This is a genomic window from Burkholderia sp. PvR073, assembly GCF_054055695.1.
In genome coordinates this window covers 279,521-300,361 of record NZ_JBSRXO010000002.1, presented here as the reverse complement: position 1 = coordinate 300,361, position 20,841 = coordinate 279,521, and the positions used below count along the sequence as shown (strand labels likewise).

Here is a 20,841-nt window from a genome sequence, read left to right as displayed (position 1 = left end):
CGCCGCGGTTTGCGCCGCCGCGATCCTGCATTACTATCGGGCGATCATCGCGCGCGCCTGCTTCCGGCCCGCGCGCCCCGCCACCTCCGCACTCCCTCATCGATGCTCGCTCTCATCATCATCGCCGGCCTGTGGGCCGGCCTGCAGAATGCCCTCGCGGGCGGTGGCTCGTTCGTCACACTGCCCGCGCTGATCCTGTCGGGCATGTCGCCGCTCGCGGCGAACATCACGTCGACGGTCGCGCTGTTCCCCGGCCAGGTCACGACGGGCTGGGCGAGCCGAAACATGGTGCGCGGCGCGGGCCAGCTGCCGTTTCGCGCGCTGTTCGCGATCAGCGTGGTCGGCGGCGCACTCGGCGGGCTGCTGCTGCTGAAAACCCCGTCGTCGATCTTCTCGCACCTCGTGCCGTGGCTCGTGCTGTTCGCGACGGTCGTGTTCGCGTGGGGCAGTTTCTTCCGCAAGCCGGGCGTGGACACGCAGCATCTCGGCCCCGTGACGGCCGCGATCGCGCAATTCCTGATCGCGATCTACGGCGGCTACTTCGGCGGCGGCATCGGCTTCCTGATGATGGCCGCGCTGACGATGGCCGGCCTGTCGCCGCGTCACGCGATGTCGACCAAGAACGCGCTCGCGGGCGTGATGAACGCATCGGCGGTCGTGCTGTTCCTGACGTCGCCGCACCTGCACTGGCAGGCGGCGATCGCACTCGGCGGCGGCGCGATCGTCGGCGGCCTGCTCGGTGCGTGGGCGCTGCACCGCGTGAACGAGCGCGTGCTGCGGATCGCGATCGTGTGCATCGGCGTCGCGCTGACCGTCGGGCTGTTCGTCAAGCCGATCTGACGCACGCTCGGGCAGGCGTCCGTACGTTGACGGAAGGCGGATAGCGGGTAATGCGCGCGCCTCGATGTCGCGGGCGCCCGGGGCGGCTCGTGCGCCCCGCTCGTCAATCCTTGCAGGCGGGCACGTTCAACCGAACGGCCGCACGCCGATCAGCGGCCCGTGCAGGAACAGCGCGAAGACGGCCCATACGACGAGCCCGGCCCCGATCGTCACGGCATCGCCCGACAGCCTGCCGGCCGGATAGCGGACGCCGTCGCGGCGGTCGCGCGCGCGCCACACGATGAAATCCACCAGCGACCACACGAAAAATGCGCCGAACAGCACGACCGCATGCAGCGTGCCGTTCGCGAGCAGGTGCGCGACCGCCCACACCATCACGCCGGCCACCATCGGATGGCCGACGAGCGTCTTGATGCGGTTGCGCGGCACGTAGGACGCGGCGATCAGCACGAATGCGATCGCGGTCAGCATGCCGGTGAGGTGGCGCACGCCGACGGGTGACACCCACAGCAGCGTCGCGCTCTGGCGCGCGATCCCGTAACCCCAGATGATCAGCACGAAGCCGACGATCGACGCGATTGCATAGGGGCCCTTCCAGCGTTTCTCGCCGATCCGCTCGATGGTGACGGAGCGCCAGCCATCCGCGACGATCCGGATCGAATGCACACCGAGGAAGATCGCTAAACCGAGAATCAGGACGAGCATCGGCTATCTCCGTCTGGAACGATGATTGGGGGGAAGCATTCGCGCGGCTTTCGATGCGCCGTTCGCGAGGCCGGCGGCGACACCGGCTCGGGTTGCGCCGGGCACGGACGCAATCGCGCCGATCATAAACGCCGGGGCCGCCGTTGTGAAGCAGGCGGACCATGCGGTGCGTCAAGCCCGGCGCTTGCGCGCACCCGCCGTGGCTCGACAGAAAGGACAGGGAAGGAACAGCGTCTTACGGCCGACGCTGCGTGCGCTTGCGCGTCGCCTCCGGTTTCGGCGCCGGCTTCGGCTTCGGCCGTGCGTTGCGCTTCGGCGCCCCCGCCAGCAGCGCCGCGCGATACGCGCCGCGACACCAGTCGAACAGCGCGCCCGCGTCCTCGAGCACATCGGCCGGCGTTTCGTAATAGCCTTCGAGCGCGACGGTGCGCGTGGGCCGCTCGTACGAGAACGGCCCCATCCCCGCCGCGACGAACGCCGGACGGTTCACGTCGTCGACGCGCAGGAACAGCGACCCGCGCGACATGAAGCCGAACATCACGCCATCGAGCCGCATCGCGGCGCCGCTGAAGAACCGCACGACCTCGACCTTGCCGAGCGGCGCGAGCTGGTAAGCGATCTCCTCGCCGTGCGCCTTCTCCGCCTGCCAGCTCATGCGGGCTCCGTGCAGCGCTGCGTCCACATGTCGAGTTCGGCGTCGTCGAAGCCGACGGCCGCCGCGCTCTCGCGGATCTGCCGCCACGTCGCACGATCGACCGGAATGCCGTGCGCGCCGCGCGCCGCGCGGCTCGCCTCCTCCGGCTCGCCGGGCATCCGCACCGGCGCATCGCCCGCCTGCGGCGACGCCTTCGCCCACGCGACGAACGCATCGGCTTCACGCTCCGCGTCGGCCGCATCGAACGCGTTCGGGTCGATCAGCACCGACAGCATCCCGTTGACGATCGCGCTCGTCTTCTGCAGCGTGTCGCCGTAGGTCGTATGCCCGCCGACCAGCGCGCCGCCGAAGATCTCGCACATCGCGGCCAGCGCATAGCCCTTGTGCAACCCGAACGGCAGCAACGCGCCGAACGGTTGCTCGTGCATGACGGCCGGATCGTCGCTCGGCTGGCCGCGATGATCGATCAGCGACCCGGCCGGCACGCGCTTGCCCTGGTTATACGCCACCCGCGTCTTGCCGTACGCGATCGCGCTCGTCGCGAAATCGAGCAGCAGCGGCGGGCGGCCCGCGCGCGGATACGCGGCGCAGAACGGATTCGTGCCGAAGCGCGGATCGGTGCCGTTGAGCGGCGCGACGAGCAAGTCGCCCGGCACGTTGACGAAATGGAACGATACGAGGCCCGAGCGCGCGCACTGCTCGGCCCAGTGGCCGATGCGGCCGAGGTGATGGACGTCGCGCAGCCCGATCGCGCAGATGCCCATGCGCCGGGCCCGCTCGATCCCTTCGACCATCGCCTCGAACGCGATCACCTGGCCGAAGCCGCGGCCGCCGTCGATCGTCAGCACCGCGCCGCCGTCGCGGACGATCGACGCGTGCCCGTTCAGCTGCAACTGCCCTTCCCGCCACGATGCGACGTAGTTCGGGATCATCCCGATCCCGTGCGAATCGTGCCCTGCCAGATTCGCGCCGACCAGGTGATCGGCGACGAGCCGCGCCTCGCGCTCGCTACTGCCGGCCCGCTCCCAGAGTGCCGCGACGAATGCGTGCAGCGGTTCGGCGCGCATGCGCAGCGGGTCGGTAGCGGGTGTCGGCAACGCGGTCATCGGCAAGGCTCCATCAGGTCAGGCGGGATCGGGTTGGGTTGGGTCGGGTCGGGTCGGGTCGGGTTGGGTCGTGACAGGCAGCGCGAACGCTCAGCGCGCGGTGGCGATCACGTCCGCGACCGCCGCGGTCAGCTTCTTCGCGTACGGCACGTGCAGGAACTCGTTCGGGCCGTGCGCGTTCGACTTCGGGCCGAGCACGCCGCACACCATGAACTGCGCGGACGGGAAACCTTCCTGCAGCACGTTCATCAACGGGATCGTGCCGCCGAGGCCCATGTACGCGCAGTCCGCGCCGAAGTGGCGGCGCGACGCGGCGTCGAGCGACGACGCGAGCCACGGCGCGAGATCCGGCGCGCTCCAGCCGGTCGCGGCGCCCGCGTCGGGCTTGAACGTGACCTTCGCGTTGTACGGCGGATCGAGTTCGAGCAGTTCCTTCAGCTGCTGCACGGCCTGCGCGGCGTCGACGAGCGGCGGCAGGCGCAGCGACAGCTTGAATGCGGTGCGCGGACGCAGCACGTTGCCCGCGTCGGAAAGCGCCGGCAGGCCGGCCGCGCCCGTCACCGACAGCGACGGACGCCACGTCGAATTCAGCAGCGCCTCGCGCGGATCAGTCGTGGTCGGCAGCACCGGTTTGCCATCCATCCCGCACGCCCACGGCAGCCCCTTCCACACGGTGTCGCCGAGAATCGCGGCGGCCGCGTCGGCTTCGCGCACGCGGCTGTCGGGAATCTCGCAATGGAACACGCCCGGCAGCAGGTTGCCGTTCTTCGCATCTTCCAGGCGCTCGAACAGCTGACGCATCACGCGGAAGCTCGACGGCGCGATGCCGCCGAAGACGCCCGAGTGAACGCCTTCCTCCAGCACCTCGACCTGCAGGTCGCCGGACACCAGCCCGCGCAGCGACGTCGTGAGCCACATCTGGTCATAGTTGCCGGCGCCCGAATCGAGGCACACGACGAGCGACACCTGGCCGAGCCGGTCGCGCAGCGCGTCGACGTACGGCAGCAGGTCGTAGCTGCCCGACTCCTCGCAGGTTTCGATCAGGCCGACGCAGCGCGGCCGTTCGACGCCCTGCTCGTCGAGCGCGCCGAGCGCCGCGAGGCTCGCGTAGATCGCGTAGCCGTCGTCCGCGCCGCCGCGGCCGTACAGCTTGCCGTTCTCGAACTTCGGCGTCCACGGGCCGAGATCCGCACGCCAGCCGTCGAATTCGGGCTGCTTGTCGAGATGGCCGTACAGCAGGATCGTGTCGGTGCTGCCCGCGCGCGTCGCGGGGGTTTCGAAGAAGATCACCGGCGTGCGGCCGGGCAGGCGCACGATTTCGAGCTTCAAGCCCTTCACCGGCTGGCGTTCGGCCCACTGCGCGGCATCGGTGACGACGCGTTCGAGATACCCGCGCTTCGCCCAGTCGGGGTCGAATGCGGGACTCTTCGCGGGGATCGCGATGTAGTCGGTCAGTGCGTGGAGGATTTCATCGTTCCACTTGCGCTCGACGAAGGTAACGAGCTTGTCATGGTCGAGGACGGGGGTAGTGTCGACGGAGGTCATGATGGGTGCCTGGATCGGGCTGATGAAAAAACGGATGATACGCCGATGGCACCGCCCCGGGGCCTTTCCGCGGCGCTTTCCGCTGCCGGCTTCGGGCTTGCCTTCGCCCCCTTCCGGCGTCTGTTTCCGCGCCCGTTACCGCGCCCGTTCAGTCGCCCGGCGGGAACGTGTCGCGCAGCCCCGCCGCGCACGCCAGCGCGTCGTCCCACAGCCGTCGCGTCAGCACCCCGGCATCCTCTTCGCGCGCGAGCGCCGCGGCCTCGCCCGACCACAGCAGCGAGAAATCGTCGCGGCCCTGCCGTTCGAATGCGCCGCGCAGCGGATCGACCGCGGCCGTCGCGAGCGGGAACGCGGGCGCGAGCGCGCTCATCGGCCCCTGCTCGCGCATGAAGCGCGTCAGCAGGCCGCGCGCCGGCCGGCCCGTGTACAGGTTGGTGATGCGGGTGCCGTCGTCGCGCGCCGCCCGCACCGCCGCGCGGTGCTGCGCCGAGCGGCCGGCCTGCGGCGTGAGCAGGTAGCCGGTGCCGATCTGCACCGCACGTGCGCCGAGCGCGAAAGCGGCCGCGATGCCGCGGCCGTCGGCGATCGCGCCCGCCGCGATCACCGGCGCGCGCACCGCGTCGACGATCTGCGGCAACAGTGCGAACAGCCCCGGCTGCGCGTGAATGTCGTCGGTCAGGAACATCCCGCGATGCCCGCCGGCCTCCGCACCCTGCGCGACGATCGCGTCGACGTCGCGCGCATCGAGCCAGCGCGCCTCCTCGACGGTCGTCGCGGACGACACGATCCGCGCGCCGGTACGACGCACGCGCGCCAGCAACGCGTCGTCCGGCAATCCGAAATGAAAGCTCACGACGGCCGGCCGCATTTCCTCGACCACCGCGCACATCGCGTCGTCGAACGGTGCGCGGCCGGCGCCGCCCTTCACGCCGACCGGATCGAGCCCGGCTTCCGCGTAGTAGCCGGCCAGTGCCGCGCGCCAGCGCGCGTCGACCTCGGCGTCCGGCGCGGGCGGCGCATGGCAGAAGAAGTTCACGTTGAACGGGGCCTGCGTGCGTGCGCGGATCGCCGCGATCTCGTCGCGCAGTTGCTGCGGGCCGAGCGCCGCGCATGCGAGCGAGCCGAGCCCGCCCGCTTCGCAGACCGCGATTGCAAGCGCGCTCAGCGATCCGACCATCGGGGCCTGAATCAGCGGCAAACGGGAAGGCAGCATCGGCATCATCCTTCGAAAGGAAAAATCGTCATGCGCACCGGCGGCACGCTTGCGCGGCTCATATATTCAACGCACCCGATAATAACCGACAAAATCGCGCCCGAAAGACCGAGGCATTTACGTCACGAAATGTTCCATCCAATTCGGCAAACATCCGGATTATCCATCGCCCCCGCCCCCGCACTCAACCTCCCCGGCTCACCACCGCAGCACCCCGCGAAGCTTTCCATATCGCGCCGCCGCGCCCGCGCCGGAACGACACTCCGCCCATTTCAATGACATCGATCAACATTTAACTCATTAAATGTCAGCGTTTACCATTAAAAAATCGATTAAAGATATAACATGACGTCGTTTAATAAAACGGCGATCCATTCCGGAATCGTCGACCGGCGCCGGGCCGCGCCACCTCAACCGCATCACGTCCATTCAAGGAGCCCCGCATGTCCGATGCCAGCTCGTCCTCCTCCCGCTCCGCCGCCGCACCAGCCGCGATTTCCGCGCCGAAAATCGGCGTCGTCCCCGCCACGCTGATGGTCGCGGGCAACATGATGGGCTCCGGCGTCTTCATGCTGCCCGCGAACCTCGCCGCCACCGGCGGCATCGCGATCTTCGGCTGGCTGATCACCGTGGTCGGCGCCGTGTCGCTCGCGCTGGTGTTCGCGAAGCTCGCGGCGATCGACCCGGCCGCCGGCGGCCCGTATGCGTATGCGCGCAAATCGTTCGGCCCGTACATCGGCTACCAGACCAACCTGATCTACTGGCTCGCGAACGTGCTCGGCAACGTCGGCCTCGCGGTCGCCGGCCTCGGTTATCTGACGCACTTCTTCCCGATGCTGCACGACCCGCTCGTGTTCGCGCTCGCCCAGATCTTCGTGATCTGGCTGTTCACCTACGCGAACATCCTCGGGCCGAACGTCGTCGGCCGCGTGCAGTCGGTCACGACGATCTTCGCGCTCGTGCCGATCCTCGGGATGGCCGTGTTCGGCTGGTTCTGGTTCAGCAAGGACGTGTACTTCGCCGGCTGGAACGTGTCGGGCGCGAGCAGCTTCAGCGCGATCGGCGCGACGCTGAACTTCACGCTGTGGGCGTTCATCGGCGTCGAGAGCGCGTCGGTGTCGGCCGGCGTCGTCGAGAACCCGTCGCGCAACGTGCCGATCGCGACCGTCGGCGGCGTCGTGCTCGCGGCGGTGTGCTACGTGCTCAGCTCGACCGTGATCATGGGGATGATCCCGAACAAGGCGCTGCTCGCGTCGAGCGCGCCGTTCGCGGATGCCGCGCGCCTCGCGCTCGGCGACACTGCCGCGAACGCAGTCGCGATCTGCGCGGCGCTCGGCTGCCTCGGCTCGCTCGCGGGCTGGACGCTGCTGGTCGGCCAGACCGCGAAGGCCGCGGCCGACGACGGCCTGTTCGCCGGCGTGTTCGCACGCGTCAACTCGAAGAACGTGCCGTCGGCCGGCCTCGCGATCGTCGCGGTGATCATGTCCGTGCAGGTGCTCGCGACGATGTCGCCGAGCGCGAGCGAGCAGTTCGGCAAGATCGCGTCGATCGCCGTGATCATGACGCTGTTGCCGTACATCTACTCGTGCATCGCGATCAAGGTGCTCGGCTACGGCAAGATGCCGTCGCACCAGTTCACCTTCTACACGATCGTCGGCCTGATCGGCGCGGTCTACGCGCTGTGGGCGATGGTCGGCTCCGACGGCCAGCAGACGCGCTGGTCGCTGATCTTCGTGATCGCGACGATCGTCTTCTACGAGCTGTCGATCAACCGCCAGCGCGAAATCGAGGAAACCCATGTCCATCCGGGCGGCCGTTCGCCGCGCTGGGTGCGCTATCTCGCGCTCGGCGTCACCATCGTCGCGCTCGTCGCGACCTTCTGGATCTCGGTGGGCCGACACGAGGCCGACATTCTTCACGCCCGCTCGCCGGCCGCGGGCGTCCAGGCAACCCAGCAAACGGGGGAATAACCATGACCGCTACCTTGACCCAACCGGCGTTTCGCCGCCTCGGCATGAAGGCGCTGCTCGTGCAGCACGACATCGACGAACGCACGGCCACCGGCCGCGCCGCCACCGCCCTCGCCGAAGAATTGCGCGCCCGGCTCGTCGACGTCGTGATCGCGACGTCCGCCGAGGACGCGCGCGCGGTGGTGGACGCCGATCCCGCGATCCAGTGCCTGCTGCTCAATTGGGAGCTCGGTAACGATCCCGATCACGCGCCCGCGCAGGCCGTGCTCGACGCGATGCGCGCACGCAATGCGACGGTGCCGGTGTTCCTGCTCGCGAGCCGCGCGAGCGCGGCCGCGATTCCCGTCGACGCGATGCGCAAGGCCGACGACTTCATCTGGATGCTGGAGGACACCACCGCGTTCATCGGCGGGCGGATCGTCGCCGCGATCGAACGCTATCGCGAGACCGTGCTGCCGCCGATGTTCCGCGCACTCGCGCAGTTCTCGCGCGTGTACGAATACTCGTGGCACACGCCGGGCCACACGGGCGGCACCGCGTTCCTGAAATCGCCGGTCGGCCGCGCGTACTTCGAATTCTTCGGCGAAGCGCTGTTCCGCTCGGACCTGTCGATCTCGGTCGGCGAGCTCGGCTCGCTGCTCGACCACTCGGGCCCGATCGGCGAAAGCGAACGCTACGCGGCGCGCGTGTTCGGCGCGCACCGCACGTATCACGTGACGAACGGCTCGTCGATGTCGAACCGCGTGATCCTGATGGCGAGCGTCACGCGCAACCAGGTCGCGCTGTGCGACCGCAACTGCCACAAGTCGGCCGAACATGCGATGACGATGTCGGGCGCGATTCCGACCTACCTGATCCCGTCGCGCAACCATTACGGGATCATCGGGCCGATCATGCCGGAACGGCTCACGGCCGCCGCCGTGCGGCTCGCGGTCGACGCGAATCCGCTCGCGCGCGGTCGCGACGGCATCGATCCGACGCCCGTGCATGCGCTGATCACGAACTCGACCTACGACGGCCTCTGCTACAACGTCGCGCGCGTCGAGGAACTGCTCGGCCAGAGCGTCGACCGGCTGCATTTCGACGAAGCCTGGTACGGCTATGCGCGCTTCAACCCGATCTACCGCGACCGTCACGCGATGCACGGCGATCCGTCGCAGCACGACGCGAGCAAGCCGACCGTGTTCGCGACGCAGTCGACGCACAAGCTGCTCGCCGCGCTGTCGCAGGCATCGTTCATCCATGTCCGCAATGGCCGCAACCCGATCGAGCATGCGCGCTTCAACGAGGCGTACATGATGCACGCGTCGACGTCACCGAACTACGCGATCATCGCGTCGAACGACGTGAGCGCCGCGATGATGGACGGCCCCGGCGGCGAGGCGCTGACGACCGACGCGATCCGCGAGGCCGTGTCGTTTCGACGGATGCTCGCGCGGCTGCACGCGGAATGCGAGGAGAACAACGACTGGTTCTTCAACGGCTGGCAGCCGGACACCGTGGTCGACCGCAAGACGGGCCGGCGCGTGCGCTTCCATGAAGCGGACGAAACGCTGCTCGCCACCGATCCGTCATGCTGGGTGCTGCATCCGGGCGACACGTGGCACGGCTTCGGCGAGATCGAGGACGACTACTGCATGCTCGACCCGATCAAGGTATCGATCGTCACGCCGGGCGTCGCGCCGCACGGCGGCCTGATGCCGGTCGGCATTCCGGCGTCGGTCGTCACCGCGTATCTGGACCGGCACGGGATCGTCGTCGAGAAGACGACCGACTTCACGATCCTGTTTCTGTTCTCGCTCGGCGTGACGAAGGGCAAGTGGGGCACGCTCGTCAACACGCTGCTCGACTTCAAGCGCGACTACGACGCGAACGCGCCGCTCGAACAGGCGCTGCCGGAACTCGTCGCGCGTTATCCGGACCGCTACGGCAAGCTCGGCCTGCGCGAGCTGTGCGACCTGATGTTCAGCGCAATGAGCGACCTGAAGACGACCGAGATGATGTCGCGCGGCTTCTCGACGCTGCCGCAGCCCGACTTCAGCCCGGCCGAGGCGTTCGAGCATCTCGTGCACAACGACATCGAGATGCTGGAGCTGTCGGCGATGGCGGGCCGCACCGTCGCGACGGGCGTCGTGCCCTATCCGCCCGGCATTCCGCTGCTGATGCCCGGCGAGAACGCGGGGCCGGCCGACGGGCCGCTGCTCGGCTACCTGAAGGCGCTCGAGCAATTCGACCTGCGCTTCCCCGGCTTCACGCACGATACGCACGGCGTCGAAGTCGAGGACGGCGTGTACCGGATCGCATGCATCCGGCAAGTCGATCGCAAGACCAACACGCGCTGAGCGTGTGCGTCGCGACGCCGCGCCGGCAACACGCGGCCGGCATCGCGACGCTCGATGACCCGCCGGTTATGCCGGCAGCCGCCCGACCCACTCGGCAAGCTGCGCTTCGCCGTCTTCATCGAGCTTGCCCTTCAGTTCGCCGTACCACGGCGCGATCGCGTCGGCCGGCTGCGTGGCCTTCAGGATCTCGAGACTGTTCTCGAGGAATGAAGAAAAGAACGGAATGCCGCGCAGGTGGAGGAAGGTCGCGTCGGTGATGCGCACGTGGCCGTACACGTCGCGCACCCATGCGAGATGCGGCAGCGCCTCGCGCAGGTGACCGCTTTGCATCAGCGCGGAGATGAAGTTCACGCGCGCGCCGACATCCGACTGCTCGTGCGTGTCGTGATTGACCTCGGCGGCCTTCTGCAGCCACGCTTCGCCGCGCTCCACTTCGTCGCACATCACGGATGTCGTCGCGAGCTGCACCGCATTGTGCGCGCTCGGCTCGTGGTCGAACAGCGCGAGCCAGTACGGAAACGCTTCCGGGTAACGCTTCATCGCCGAGTACGACAGCGCACACAGGCGCGCCGCATCGGCGAGCCGCTCCGCATGCGGCGCGGCGGCCGCGATCGCGGCTTCGTGCCGGCCGGCCTGGAATGCCTTCAGCGCGGGCGCGAGTTCCGGTGCGATGTCGGGGCCGTCCTGCCCGGCGGCGTCGGGTGCTTCCGGCGCGTCCGACGCTTGCGTCGAAGGCGCGGGCGATGTCGCTTCGTCACGCGGTTTCTTTCCGAACAGCTTTCCCAGCAGGCCCATGATGATTGTCCTTGTCGTTGTGAGGGGGCGATGGCGGCGTCCTGCAGCGGCGCGGAATGCGCGGCATGCGTGGATCGCCGCACGGCGACCGCCATCTTACGCGCGCTCGAAGTCGACAAGAAGTGCCCGACGGCCGGGCACCGCCGTTGCAGGAGCAGACGCGACGTTCACGCGTCCGCGGGCCTGACGCCGCGATCCATCCCGCGCCGGTACGCGGCGGGGCTCGTCGCCGCGACGCGCCGGAAATGCCGGCGCAGCGACTCCTCGGAACCGAACCCCGAGCGCGCGGCAATCTGCGCGAGCGACAGCGCGGGATGCGTTTCGAGCATGTCCTTCGCGATATTCACGCGCTCGCGGATCAGCCACATGAGCGGCGACCTTCCCGTCGCCTCCGCGAACTGCCGCTGCAGCGTGCGCGTGCTCATCGCGGCCTGCGCGGCCAGCGACGCGAGCGTGTGCGGTTCGGCCGCATGCGCGCGCATCCAGTCGATCAGCTTCGCGAGCCGGTCGCTGCCGCCCGGGGCGACCGGGCGCGGCACGAACTGCGCCTGGCCGCCATCGCGATGCGGCGGCAGCACGAGGCGCTGCGCGACGCGGTTCGCGATCGCCCCGCCATGATCGCGACGCACGAGATGCAGCAGCATGTCGAGCCCCGCGGCCGAGCCGGCCGACGTGACGATCTGCCCTTCGTCGACGTACAGCGCGTCGGGATTCACGCGCAGCGCCGGATAGCGCGCCTGCAGGCGCTCGGCGTAACGCCAGTGCGTCGTCACGGTCAGCCCGTCGAGCACGCCGGCCGCCGCGAGCACGAACACGCCCGAGCAGATCGAACAGAGCCGCGCGCCGCGGCGATGCGCGGCACGCAGCTTCTTCAGCAACGGTTCCGGCGGCCGTTCGTCCGGATCGCGCCAGCCGGGAATCACGATGGTGTCCGCGCGATCGAGTGTCGCAAGCCGGTACGGCGCGGCGACCGTGATGCCGCCCGCCGCGCGCACGGGCCCCGGCTCGCTCGCGCACACCGCGAAGCGATACCAGTCGACGCCGAGTTCCGGGCGCTCGAGCGCGAACAGCTCGACCACGCAGCCGAATTCGAAGGTGCAGAGGCGATCGTAGGCGAGCGCGACGACGAGATGGTTTTGCATGGCGCGATGTTACCGGAACTTGTCGATCGCGCCACTGCCGGAAAAGCCGGCGAACCGCGATACTGCCCTTCATTCCGGCGCATTCCGCGCCGTCCTGATGGAGCGCCTTTGATGTCATACGTAACCGACGTACCCGCCGCCGACAGCGTCGCCGCCCTCGCGCACTTCGAAGCGTCGCTGGGCTTCGAAACCGATTGCTGGGACGTGCACGACGCGCTCGCGTCCGGCGCGCCCGATTTCGTGCTGCTGGATGTCCGGAGTCCGGAACTGTTTTCCGCCGGCCACGTGCCGGGCGCACGCAACCTGCCGCACCGCAAGATCGTCGCCGGCAAGCTCGCCGAGCATCCGGCCGACACGCTGTTCGTCGTGTACTGCGCGGGCCCGCACTGCAACGGCGCCGCGCGTGCGGCGATCCGGCTCGCGCGCCTCGGCCGCCCCGTGAAGCTGATGATCGGCGGCGTCACCGGCTGGCTCGACGAAGGTTTCGCGCTGAGCAACGATGCGGCACCGAAGGGCGTCGCCGCGCGCTGATCGTCACTAAAACCGCAACAATCAATTGCCAGCACACAACCGGAAAAAGCGCGACAATCAGCCTCATTGCAGTTCGGATGGAGCAGCAACATGCAACACGCAGTCCTGATTCAGGTGGCCGGTTCGGTCGCAGCGATCGCGCTCTATTTTCTCCCTGCCGTCGTCGCCGACCGGCGCGGCCGGCACGACAAGCTGATGATCGCGATGTTCAACGCCCTGTTCGCGTGGACGGGCATCGGCTGGCTGATGACGCTGTACTGGGCCTGCCAGCCGAACCCGCAGACCGACGTCGCGCAAACCATCCTCGCGAAGCGCCGCGGCAGCAGCATGCGGACCTTCTCGACCGGTCTCGTCGAACGCGTGCAGCGCCGCGTCGCCGCCCAGGAGCAATGGGCCGAGAAGCAAGGTTGCCGTTAAGTCCCGCTATTCCGCTTACCTCGCCGGGCCGAACTTCGGCATCCTGACGTTGGTCGACGCCCGGTAGTCCCACACCAGCCCGTCGCGCGGCGCCTCACCGCCCGCGCGCAACCATGCCCCGAATGCCCCGGCCGTCACCGCCCGCGCGATCCGCTCGCCCGGGCAACCGTGCGGCCCCGTGCCGAACCCGAAGTTCGGCCCCGGCGCGCGGCCCGGCAGCAGCCGATGCGGCTCGCGATGCACGGCCGGGTCGCGGTTCGCGGCCGCCAGCACGACCAGGATGGCTGCACCGGCATCGACGGTCACCCCCTCGATCGTCGTGCGCGACGCGACGAAGCGCCGCGTGTTCTGCACCGGCGAATCGTATCGGCCGACCTCGGCGACGAATGCGTCGAGCGCGGCGGTGTCCGGCATTGCGCGTTCGCCACCCGCCACGTCGTCCGTCGTGCCGTCCCACGCAACCAGTACATTGCCGAGCCACGCGGCCGTGGCCTCGCACGTCTGCGACAACAGCCCGACGAGATTCGCGACGAGCGCACCGCTCGCGTGCCAGCCGGCGGCAGCGGCCGCCTGCTGAATCGCCGCGACCCATGAGCCGTCCTGCGCACGGGTGCGCGCGACGCGCTCCGTCATCCGGTCGAGCAGTTGCCGCGCGGCTTCGCTCGCGCGGGCCAGCGCCGCGTCGTCGGACAGCGGCGACAGCGCGGCGACGAAGTCGACCACCAGCGCGGCGATGTCGTCGAGCTGCGCATCGTCGAAACCGAGCAGGTCGGCCACCGCGCAAACGGGCACCGACAGACACCAGGCATTCAATGCATCCGCGTCATACGGCGCGCGCAGCCGGCTGCCGGCCAGCTGTGCGGCACGCTCGCGCAACGCGCCTGCGTCGATCGGCGCGCACGCCGCGCGCAGCGCCTGCTTCGGCACGTCGTGCCGCAATGCGCCGTCGTTCATGCGCACCAGTTCGCCGAACAGCGCGCCTGCCGTCGTGCCGCGCAACGCGGGCGGCACCGGCGCATCGAGTGGCCTGACGCGGCACGCCGGATGGCCGAGCACGGCCGTCACGCTCGCAGCCCGGCTCGCGACCCAGAGGCCGAGCGTGGCGTCGAACGCGAGCGGCGGGCCGTCGACGAGCGTCGCATAGTAGGGATAGGGATCGCGGTGCGTCACCGCGGCAATCGGATCGGTCGGGTTCATGCGTGAAGTATCGGCGCGCCGGGCCGCCGCATGTTTCCGGATGACGTGAAATGTCGAGGTTGCCGCGGTGGGGCCGGCAGTGCGACCGCTGCTGCACGGCAACATACGGGCGGCAAGCGGCGCCGCGCCGTAATGAATGCGGCGGGATACGGCGGGATGCGACGGGCTGCAGCGTCAGGCCGCCGACCGGTAGCGGTGCGCCTGCATCCGCAAACGGACGCGCCCGGCGGAAATCGCGCGCGGCTCAGCCACGACCGTCTCGTGGTGAAACATTTCCTGCCGGAAGTGGCCGCTCTCGTCGAACCACTGGCAGATCAGCCAGTCGGCATCGTCGAACACGACCGGCCCGGCATAGGTGACGGTCATGCGTGGGCCGCCGGTTTTCAGCGTCACGACATCGCCAACGCGAAAGCCGCGGTGATTTTCTCGGATTGTCATCGCTCTCTCGATTTTTTATATATTCATTTTCCAGCGGCCTGCCGGCCGCTCCCTCGGATAGGCCGCAGATTACCAATCCCAAAAATAACCGGCAACTCCCGAAACCAAAAAAATTATCGCTCGGAAAATCGCAACAATACGTGGCATCGGTACACCTGACAGGCATCTGGCACCAGAACTGGCGCGGCTTGCGCCGACTGCTGTCGACCAGCCGGAATGCGGAGAATAAACGATGTATTTCTCGACGTCATCGCGACTTTAAATCAGTCGCGATTTCGGTTGATTACTGTCAATCGATTTTCGGCTGGAAACGTTCCCACGTTTTATCAGCGGTCATCGCGGAAACTGAATATGTGAATTATCCGGCGCCGAAAACCAGCGATCGAGGTCGCGGCTCGACACCGCCGCCTGCGCGAACGTAAATGTGCCGTCGCGCGCCATTTCCGTCGCGGCGCGAAGGAACGCGCCGAGCGCGGCACGCGCCAGTGCGCCGCCGACGCTGACGCGCTTCACGCCGAGCGCCGCGAGCGCATCGAGGCTCAGCAACTCGCCCTGCAACCCCATCACCACATTGACCGGCGCACCCACCGCGCGCGTGACCGCCGCGATGTCGTCGGCGTCGCTCAGGCCCGGCGCGTACAGCACATCGGCCCCCGCGTCGCGGTACGCGATCAGCCGCGCGATCGTATCGGCGAGGTCACGCCGGCCGTGCAGGTAGTTCTCGCAGCGCGCGGTCAGCGTGAACGGAAACGGTAGCGCGCGCGCCGCGTCGACTGCCGCCGCGATGCGCTCGACTGCCGCGTCGTGCGGATAGATCGGCGTGTCGGCGCGGCCGGTCGCATCCTCGATCGAGCCGCCTACCGCGCCGGCATCGGCCGCCAGGCGGATCGTCTCGGCGACCGTGTCGGGCGCGTCGCCGAAGCCGTTCTCGAGATCGGCGCTGACCGGCAGGCCGCCCGCGGCGACGATCTCGGCGATGTGGCCGAGCATTTCGTCACGGCCGATCGCGTTGTCGGGCCGCCCTCTCGAATAGGCAAAACCGGCGCTCGTGGTAGCGAGCGCGTCGAAGCCGGCCATCGCGAGCAGCCGGGCGGAACCGGCATCCCACGGGTTCGGGATGATGAAGGCGCCGGGGCGCGTATGCAGCGCGCGGAAGGCTTCGGCGTGGCGGAACTGCACGTTGGAATCGGACATCGCTGTCTCCTTGGAACGGGAGATACCAGCATAGGCGCGCGCTGTGCCGCGACGGTTCGCGCCGCGGTGAAATGTCGATGTGGATGCCAGGACCTCGCGTGCGCGGTGCGCCGCCGGTCATGCCGCCGCTCAGGAACCGAGCTTCTTCGTCAGGAGAATGTGCGACTGCGCGGCTATACGGTCCGGCTGTTCGCCGCAGCGGACATAACCGCGCTGCTCGCAGAACGGCCGCGCCTGAAAGTCGAACGTGTCGAGCATTGCGCCGTGACAGCCGCGCGTGCGGCTACACGACATACGCGCCCTTCGCATGCAGTTCCGCCTCGGTGCGCTCGAGCGCCGCGACCGCATCGCTGCCTTCGAGCGCGAGCAACTGCGCGACCAGCGCTTCGGCCATCGCATGCGCGGCGACCAGCGACGGAAAGAACGACGGGCTGTCGTGCGTGAAGATCAATTGCGCGTCCGCATGCAGCGCGATCGGCGACACCGCGCTGTCGGTGATCGCGACGATCTTGCTGCCCTGCGCCTTCGCCGCCTGCGCAACGCGCGTCGCTTCCGCCGAATACGGCGCGAAACTGACGATCACGGTCACGCTCTGCTTCGCGATCGTGCGCAACTCCATCTCGAGCGAGCCGGCGACGCCGTTGAGCAGCGACACGGTCGGACGGAACAGCCGATAGCCGTACACGAAACCGAACGCGACCGGATAGCACGACCGGAATCCGGCGACGTGCACGTGCGATGCCTTGCGGATCAGCTTCGCCGCGTCGGCGAGCGCGTGCTCGTTCTGCGCGGCGGTGGCGGCGAGATTGTGTTGCTGGGCGGCCAGCAGGTCATGCGCGAGCGACGCCTTCGCGTCGGGCCGCACGAGCGAACGCGCACGCTGCGTGAGCGGCTCGGGACGCGTGCGCACGCGCGCGACGCACAGGTCGCGCAGTTCGTTCCAGCCGGGGAAACCGAATTGCTGCGCGAGCCGCACGAGCGACGCGGGTTGAACCTGCGCGCGCTGCGCGACCTTGCGCATCGACGAGGTGGCGACCTCGTCGGGATGATCGAGCAGAAATGCAGCGCCCGCCTGGAATTGCGGGCTCAGTTCGGAAAATTGCGCCCGGATACGGGACGCGAGTTCATCGAAATTGGCAGCCATCTGGGTGAGAACGGGAACCGGACGTCCATGGTATCACCGGCCCCGCGCACACCGGTCAGCGCAGCACTTCGACGTGGTCGGCATCGACCTTCACACGGCCCGACCATTTGCGCTCGAACTCGCCGGTCACCTTCACTTCGTTCTTGTCGCTGACGGGCTGGCCGGCGGCCCACAGCTTGTGATCGATCTCGACGCGGATCGTGCCCGTCGTGTCGGCGAACTCGTAATCCTCGCCGCCGACGTGCTTGACGATGCGCCCCTGCAGCTGCACGTGCTGATCGTCCTTGCCGTTCGCGAGGAGTTCCTTCACGGTGGTCGTCGTCAGCGCGGACGGCCCGGTGTATTGCGCATAGACGGCAGCCGGCAGCACCGCGAGCGCGACCGCCAGGATTTTGGCCAGGTGTTTCATGATTGCGATCCTCTTGCTTGATGGGACGCCGCGCTCCGTTGAACGCGACGGCCCAAGATTACGGACCGTAAGATTAAGCGAGCCTGAAGGCCGTGCCGACGCGACACGGCGCCGCATAGGACGCGTACGAAAGCGCGGCCGCCACCGCCGTTTAAGCTCGGCCTAAGACGGCTGCGCTTATCATGGAAACCCCGGGCGCCCGTGCCCGCCAACAGAACACGAATCCATGCGCGTACTGCTCGTCGAGGACGATCCGCTGATCGGCAGCGGGCTCGAACAGGGCCTCAAACAGGAAGGCTTCGCGGTCGACTGGGTCAAGGACGGCGACGCCGCGTCGCTCGCGCTGCGCTCGACCGCCTATGGCCTCCTGCTGCTCGACCTCGGGCTGCCGAATCGCGACGGCCTGTCGGTGCTCGCGTCGCTGCGCCGCCGCGACGAAACCCTGCCCGCGATCATCATCACCGCGCGCGACGGCGTGCCGGACCGCATCGCCGGCCTCGACAGCGGCGCCGACGACTACCTCGTCAAGCCGTTCGTGCTCGAGGAACTGCTCGCCCGTATCCGCGCGGTCAACCGCCGTCATGCGGGGCGCGCACAAACGACGCTCGCGATCGGCCCGCTGCGGCTCGATCCGGTCAAGCACCTGGTCTGGCTCAACGACGACGAAGTCACGCTGTCGCCGAAGGAATTCGTGCTGCTGCACGAGCTGATGCGCGACCCCGGCGCGGTGATCTCGCGCGAACAGTTCGAGGAACGGCTGTACAGCTGGGGCGAGGAAATCGAGAGCAACGCGGTGCAGGTGCACATCCACAACCTGCGCAAGAAACTCGGCCACGACATGATCCGCACGGTGCGCGGCGTCGGCTACCGGATCGGTGACGGCGCATGACGCGCGTGCGACTCGCGATCGAGCGCTGGCGCAGCGCGTCGCTGCGGCGGCGCCTGTTGATGTGGCTGCTGCCCGCCGCATGCGTGATCGGGCTGGTCGCGAGCGCGGGCACCTACTGGGGGGCGCTGCGCGAGCTCGACGATCTCCTCGACGACCAGATGCGTAGCATGTCGAAGCAGATCGTCGTCGGCCCGAACGGCGAGTTGTCGTTCCGCGACCATGGCGACGGCAAGCACGACTTCGAGGCCAGCGATCCCGACGCCGTGCTGCTGCAGGTCTGGCGCAACGGCACACTGGTCTACTCGACCGATCGCGAGTCCGCGCTGCCGCCGCCCGCGCAGACGGGCGTCGCGAGCGTCGACGTCGGCGGCCAGCCATGGCGCACCTATGTGACCGAACGCGGCGGCACGACGATCCGGCTCGCGCAGGCGCGCCATGCGCGCTGGGAAGCGATCGCGGGCATCGCGGTGCACCTGCTGTGGCCGGTGTTCTCGATGCTGCCGGTGCTCGCGATCGGGCTGTGGTTCGGCATCGGCGCGGGGCTGCGGCCGCTGCGCACGATCGCATCGGGCCTGAAGCGCAGGAATGCGAACAATCTGGAACCGGTCGACGTCGCGTCGATGCCGAACGAGGTCCGGCCGCTCGCCGAAGCGATCAACGACCTGCTCGCGCGGCTCGACCGCTCGTTCACGCTACAGCGCCACTTCATCGCCGATGCCGCGCACGAGCTGCGCACGCCGATCATGGGGCTGTCGATCCAGTCGCAATTACTGCGGCGCGCGGCGAGCGCCGACGAACGCGAGCAGATCCTCGTGCAGATCCACGCGGGCACGACACGCCTCGGCCACCTCGCCGAGCAGTTGCTGACGCTCGCGCGCCTCGAACCCGATGCGCAGGCGGGCGCATCGGCCTCCACGCCCGTCGATCTCGCCGCGCTGTGCCGCTCGGTGGTCGCCGATCGCACGCGCGTCGCCGATGCGCACCGGATCGACCTCGGCGCGATCGTGTCGTCGCCGGTGACGGCCGCCGGCAATATCGATACGTTGCGCGTACTGCTGAACAACCTCGTCGACAACGCGATTCGCTACGCGGGCGACGGCGCGCGCGTCGACGTGTCCGCGCGCCTCGATGGCGCCACCCCCGTACTCGAAGTCGCCGACGACGGTCCCGGCATCCCGGAAGCCGAGCGCACGGAAGTCTGGGAGCGCTTCTATCGCGGCGAAGGCGCGCAGGCCGCCACGGCGTCGGGCAGCGGACTCGGGCTGTCGATCGTCAAGCGGATCGCCGAACAGCATCGCGCGACGGTCGCGCTCGGCACGACGCAAGGCGGGCGCGGGCTGACCGTGACGGTGCGCTTTCCCGTGCCGGCCTGACGCACGCCGGATGCGCGGCTTGTCCACAGATTGTGTTGGCAAGCTTGTGGACAACCTGCCGCTAACGGCAGCAAGCCATTGATCCGAAAGAATTTGGCGGTCGTGCGCAGCGAATGCGCCGTCCGGGGCGAACTTGCGTCGCGAAGCGCTCGGCCTATCCGTCGTCCGCCGTCGCGAGCACGCACTTGTTCCAGAAAGTCGCCGTGGCGGGCATTTGCACTGCGTGAGCGAACGCACGAGTCGGCGCGCCGCGTACGGGTGGCACGATGTGCCATGCGGCCCGATCGCGATCGCGGAGTTCTCCACAGAAAATGTTGGCAAGCTTGTGGATATCCTGCGCACCACAACGCTAAGCCCTTGATCCGACGGACTTTGGCACGCGTGATGCAGACGCGGCCCGCAACGGGCCGTCACATGCGCCGGTTCGCCGCACATCGCATCACGATGCCACGTCGGCGCCCCGGCGACGCACGACGCGTCCGTCACTTACCCACAGATTTTGTTGGCAAGCATGTGGATAGCCTGCGCATATCGCGACCAAGCGCTTGATCCGAAACGCTTTGTCCGCGCCGCTTCGAATGCGGCACGCGGTGGGTGACGGGCCACCAGCGGCCGGCAAAACGCCGCTCGCGCACCGTCACGCGATGCGCAACGCCGCCTGTCGCGCGTGCCACGCCGCTTGTCCACAGATTTTGTTGGCAAGCATGTGGATAGCCTGCGCATACCGCAATCAAGCGCTTGATCCGAAAGACTTTGTCCGTGCCGCTTCGAACCGTGCAGGCAGGCCCGCACAACGCCTGCCGCATGCGATCGCGGCGCTCGCCGCGCGATGGGCGCGACCGATGGCGGGCTTGTCCACAATTTTTGTTGGCAAGGATGTGGATATCCTGAGCATGCGTGACCTAAGTCGTTGATCGCACAACGTTTCGACATGGC

At 68.4% G+C, this 20,841-nt stretch carries 21 protein-coding genes and 1 pseudogene; 9 read left to right on the top strand and 13 right to left on the bottom strand.

The genetic code is table 11. The annotated features are described in order from the left end of the window. The first annotated feature begins 102 nt into the window (after nucleotides 1-102). Complete coding sequence (locus ACVK00_RS08485) at nucleotides 103-840, top strand: sulfite exporter TauE/SafE family protein (RefSeq protein ID WP_284895457.1); 738 nt, start codon at nucleotides 103-105, stop codon at nucleotides 838-840. A gap of 126 nt (nucleotides 841-966) precedes the next feature. Here the strand turns inward: ACVK00_RS08485 and ACVK00_RS08480 are convergent, their stop codons facing one another. From ACVK00_RS08480 to ACVK00_RS08460, 5 genes are all read right to left on the bottom strand, one after another. Further along, nucleotides 967-1,545 carry an NnrU family protein gene (locus ACVK00_RS08480; RefSeq protein WP_166722846.1) on the bottom strand — a complete coding sequence of 193 codons (579 nt, stop codon included), beginning with the start codon at nucleotides 1,543-1,545 and terminating at the stop codon, nucleotides 967-969. Nucleotides 1,546-1,780: 235 nt separating this feature from the next. Next, nucleotides 1,781-2,200 (bottom strand): TfoX/Sxy family protein, encoded by a 420-nt coding sequence (locus ACVK00_RS08475; RefSeq protein ID WP_228908187.1) that lies wholly within the window; start codon nucleotides 2,198-2,200, stop codon nucleotides 1,781-1,783. Then, the gene (locus ACVK00_RS08470) at nucleotides 2,197-3,306 is read right to left on the bottom strand and encodes a malate/lactate/ureidoglycolate dehydrogenase (RefSeq protein ID WP_284895458.1); all 1,110 of its coding nucleotides are present in this window, start codon (nucleotides 3,304-3,306) and stop codon (nucleotides 2,197-2,199) included. Before ACVK00_RS08470 ends, ACVK00_RS08475 begins: the two co-directional genes overlap by 4 nt. Nucleotides 3,307-3,396: 90 nt before the next feature. After that, nucleotides 3,397-4,851: a M20 family metallopeptidase gene (locus ACVK00_RS08465; protein WP_006751392.1), complete on the bottom strand. Its 1,455-nt coding sequence runs from the start codon at nucleotides 4,849-4,851 to the stop codon at nucleotides 3,397-3,399. A 148-nt stretch (nucleotides 4,852-4,999) separates the two neighbouring features. Continuing rightward, nucleotides 5,000-6,070 carry an NAD(P)H-dependent flavin oxidoreductase gene (locus ACVK00_RS08460; RefSeq protein WP_228910016.1) on the bottom strand — a complete coding sequence of 357 codons (1,071 nt, stop codon included), beginning with the start codon at nucleotides 6,068-6,070 and terminating at the stop codon, nucleotides 5,000-5,002. 437 nt (nucleotides 6,071-6,507) lie between these two features. Between ACVK00_RS08460 and adiC the strand changes: the two genes are divergently transcribed. After that, entirely contained in the window at nucleotides 6,508-8,034 is a 1,527-nt protein-coding gene (gene adiC / locus ACVK00_RS08455; RefSeq protein ID WP_284895459.1) for an arginine/agmatine antiporter, read from the top strand. Between the two features lie 2 nt (nucleotides 8,035-8,036). Beyond that, complete coding sequence (locus tag ACVK00_RS08450) at nucleotides 8,037-10,376, top strand: Orn/Lys/Arg family decarboxylase (protein ID WP_284895460.1); 2,340 nt, start codon at nucleotides 8,037-8,039, stop codon at nucleotides 10,374-10,376. Nucleotides 10,377-10,442: 66 nt separating this feature from the next. On the opposite strand, the gene ACVK00_RS08445 is transcribed toward ACVK00_RS08450, so the two are convergent. Beyond that, nucleotides 10,443-11,171 (bottom strand): hypothetical protein, encoded by a 729-nt coding sequence (locus tag ACVK00_RS08445; RefSeq protein WP_284895461.1) that lies wholly within the window; start codon nucleotides 11,169-11,171, stop codon nucleotides 10,443-10,445. 167 nt (nucleotides 11,172-11,338) lie between these two features. After that, nucleotides 11,339-12,313 (bottom strand): transcriptional regulator FtrA, encoded by a 975-nt coding sequence (gene ftrA, locus ACVK00_RS08440; protein WP_284895462.1) that lies wholly within the window; start codon nucleotides 12,311-12,313, stop codon nucleotides 11,339-11,341. Between the two features lie 111 nt (nucleotides 12,314-12,424). On the opposite strand from ftrA, the gene ACVK00_RS08435 reads away from it, so the two are divergent. Together ACVK00_RS08435 and ACVK00_RS08430 are read left to right on the top strand one after the other, a co-directional pair. Next, a complete protein-coding gene (locus ACVK00_RS08435) occupies nucleotides 12,425-12,844 on the top strand; it encodes a rhodanese-like domain-containing protein (RefSeq protein ID WP_284895464.1) in 420 nt (139 codons plus the stop codon). A gap of 90 nt (nucleotides 12,845-12,934) precedes the next feature. Continuing rightward, nucleotides 12,935-13,261: a superinfection immunity protein gene (locus ACVK00_RS08430; protein WP_006751398.1), complete on the top strand. Its 327-nt coding sequence runs from the start codon at nucleotides 12,935-12,937 to the stop codon at nucleotides 13,259-13,261. 15 nt (nucleotides 13,262-13,276) lie between these two features. Here the strand turns inward: ACVK00_RS08430 and ACVK00_RS08425 are convergent, their stop codons facing one another. The 6 genes from ACVK00_RS08425 to ACVK00_RS08400 all read right to left on the bottom strand — a co-directional run bounded on the left by ACVK00_RS08425 (nucleotide 13,277) and on the right by ACVK00_RS08400 (nucleotide 17,643). After that, on the bottom strand, nucleotides 13,277-14,458 hold the full coding sequence (locus ACVK00_RS08425; RefSeq protein WP_228908195.1) for a cytochrome P450: 1,182 nt from the start codon (nucleotides 14,456-14,458) through the stop codon (nucleotides 13,277-13,279). A gap of 174 nt (nucleotides 14,459-14,632) precedes the next feature. Then, nucleotides 14,633-14,896 carry a YodC family protein gene (locus tag ACVK00_RS08420; protein ID WP_228908196.1) on the bottom strand — a complete coding sequence of 88 codons (264 nt, stop codon included), beginning with the start codon at nucleotides 14,894-14,896 and terminating at the stop codon, nucleotides 14,633-14,635. A 333-nt stretch (nucleotides 14,897-15,229) separates the two neighbouring features. Further along, complete coding sequence (locus tag ACVK00_RS08415) at nucleotides 15,230-16,090, bottom strand: isocitrate lyase/PEP mutase family protein (protein WP_284895465.1); 861 nt, start codon at nucleotides 16,088-16,090, stop codon at nucleotides 15,230-15,232. 129 nt (nucleotides 16,091-16,219) lie between these two features. After that, complete coding sequence (locus ACVK00_RS08410; protein ID WP_435521271.1) at nucleotides 16,220-16,348, bottom strand: hypothetical protein; 129 nt, start codon at nucleotides 16,346-16,348, stop codon at nucleotides 16,220-16,222. Between the two features lie 25 nt (nucleotides 16,349-16,373). Continuing rightward, nucleotides 16,374-17,234: a MurR/RpiR family transcriptional regulator gene (locus ACVK00_RS08405; protein WP_228908198.1), complete on the bottom strand. Its 861-nt coding sequence runs from the start codon at nucleotides 17,232-17,234 to the stop codon at nucleotides 16,374-16,376. A 55-nt stretch (nucleotides 17,235-17,289) separates the two neighbouring features. Continuing rightward, nucleotides 17,290-17,643 carry a YgiW/YdeI family stress tolerance OB fold protein gene (locus tag ACVK00_RS08400; RefSeq protein WP_228908199.1) on the bottom strand — a complete coding sequence of 118 codons (354 nt, stop codon included), beginning with the start codon at nucleotides 17,641-17,643 and terminating at the stop codon, nucleotides 17,290-17,292. 226 nt (nucleotides 17,644-17,869) lie between these two features. Between ACVK00_RS08400 and ACVK00_RS08395 the strand changes: the two genes are divergently transcribed. The 4 genes and pseudogenes from ACVK00_RS08395 to ACVK00_RS08380 all read left to right on the top strand — a co-directional run bounded on the left by ACVK00_RS08395 (nucleotide 17,870) and on the right by ACVK00_RS08380 (nucleotide 20,819). Continuing rightward, a complete protein-coding gene (locus tag ACVK00_RS08395; RefSeq protein WP_006753954.1) occupies nucleotides 17,870-18,532 on the top strand; it encodes a response regulator in 663 nt (220 codons plus the stop codon). Continuing rightward, on the top strand, nucleotides 18,529-19,905 hold the full coding sequence (locus ACVK00_RS08390; RefSeq protein WP_284895467.1) for an ATP-binding protein: 1,377 nt from the start codon (nucleotides 18,529-18,531) through the stop codon (nucleotides 19,903-19,905). The genes ACVK00_RS08395 and ACVK00_RS08390 overlap by 4 nt, the downstream gene beginning before the upstream one ends. A 137-nt stretch (nucleotides 19,906-20,042) precedes the next feature. Then, nucleotides 20,043-20,132: pseudogene (locus ACVK00_RS08385) on the top strand (antibiotic biosynthesis monooxygenase); the annotation flags it as partial. A gap of 333 nt (nucleotides 20,133-20,465) precedes the next feature. Continuing rightward, nucleotides 20,466-20,819, top strand: a complete 354-nt coding sequence (locus ACVK00_RS08380; protein WP_284895468.1) for a hypothetical protein — start codon at nucleotides 20,466-20,468, stop codon at nucleotides 20,817-20,819. Nucleotides 20,820-20,841: the final 22 nt, after the last annotated feature.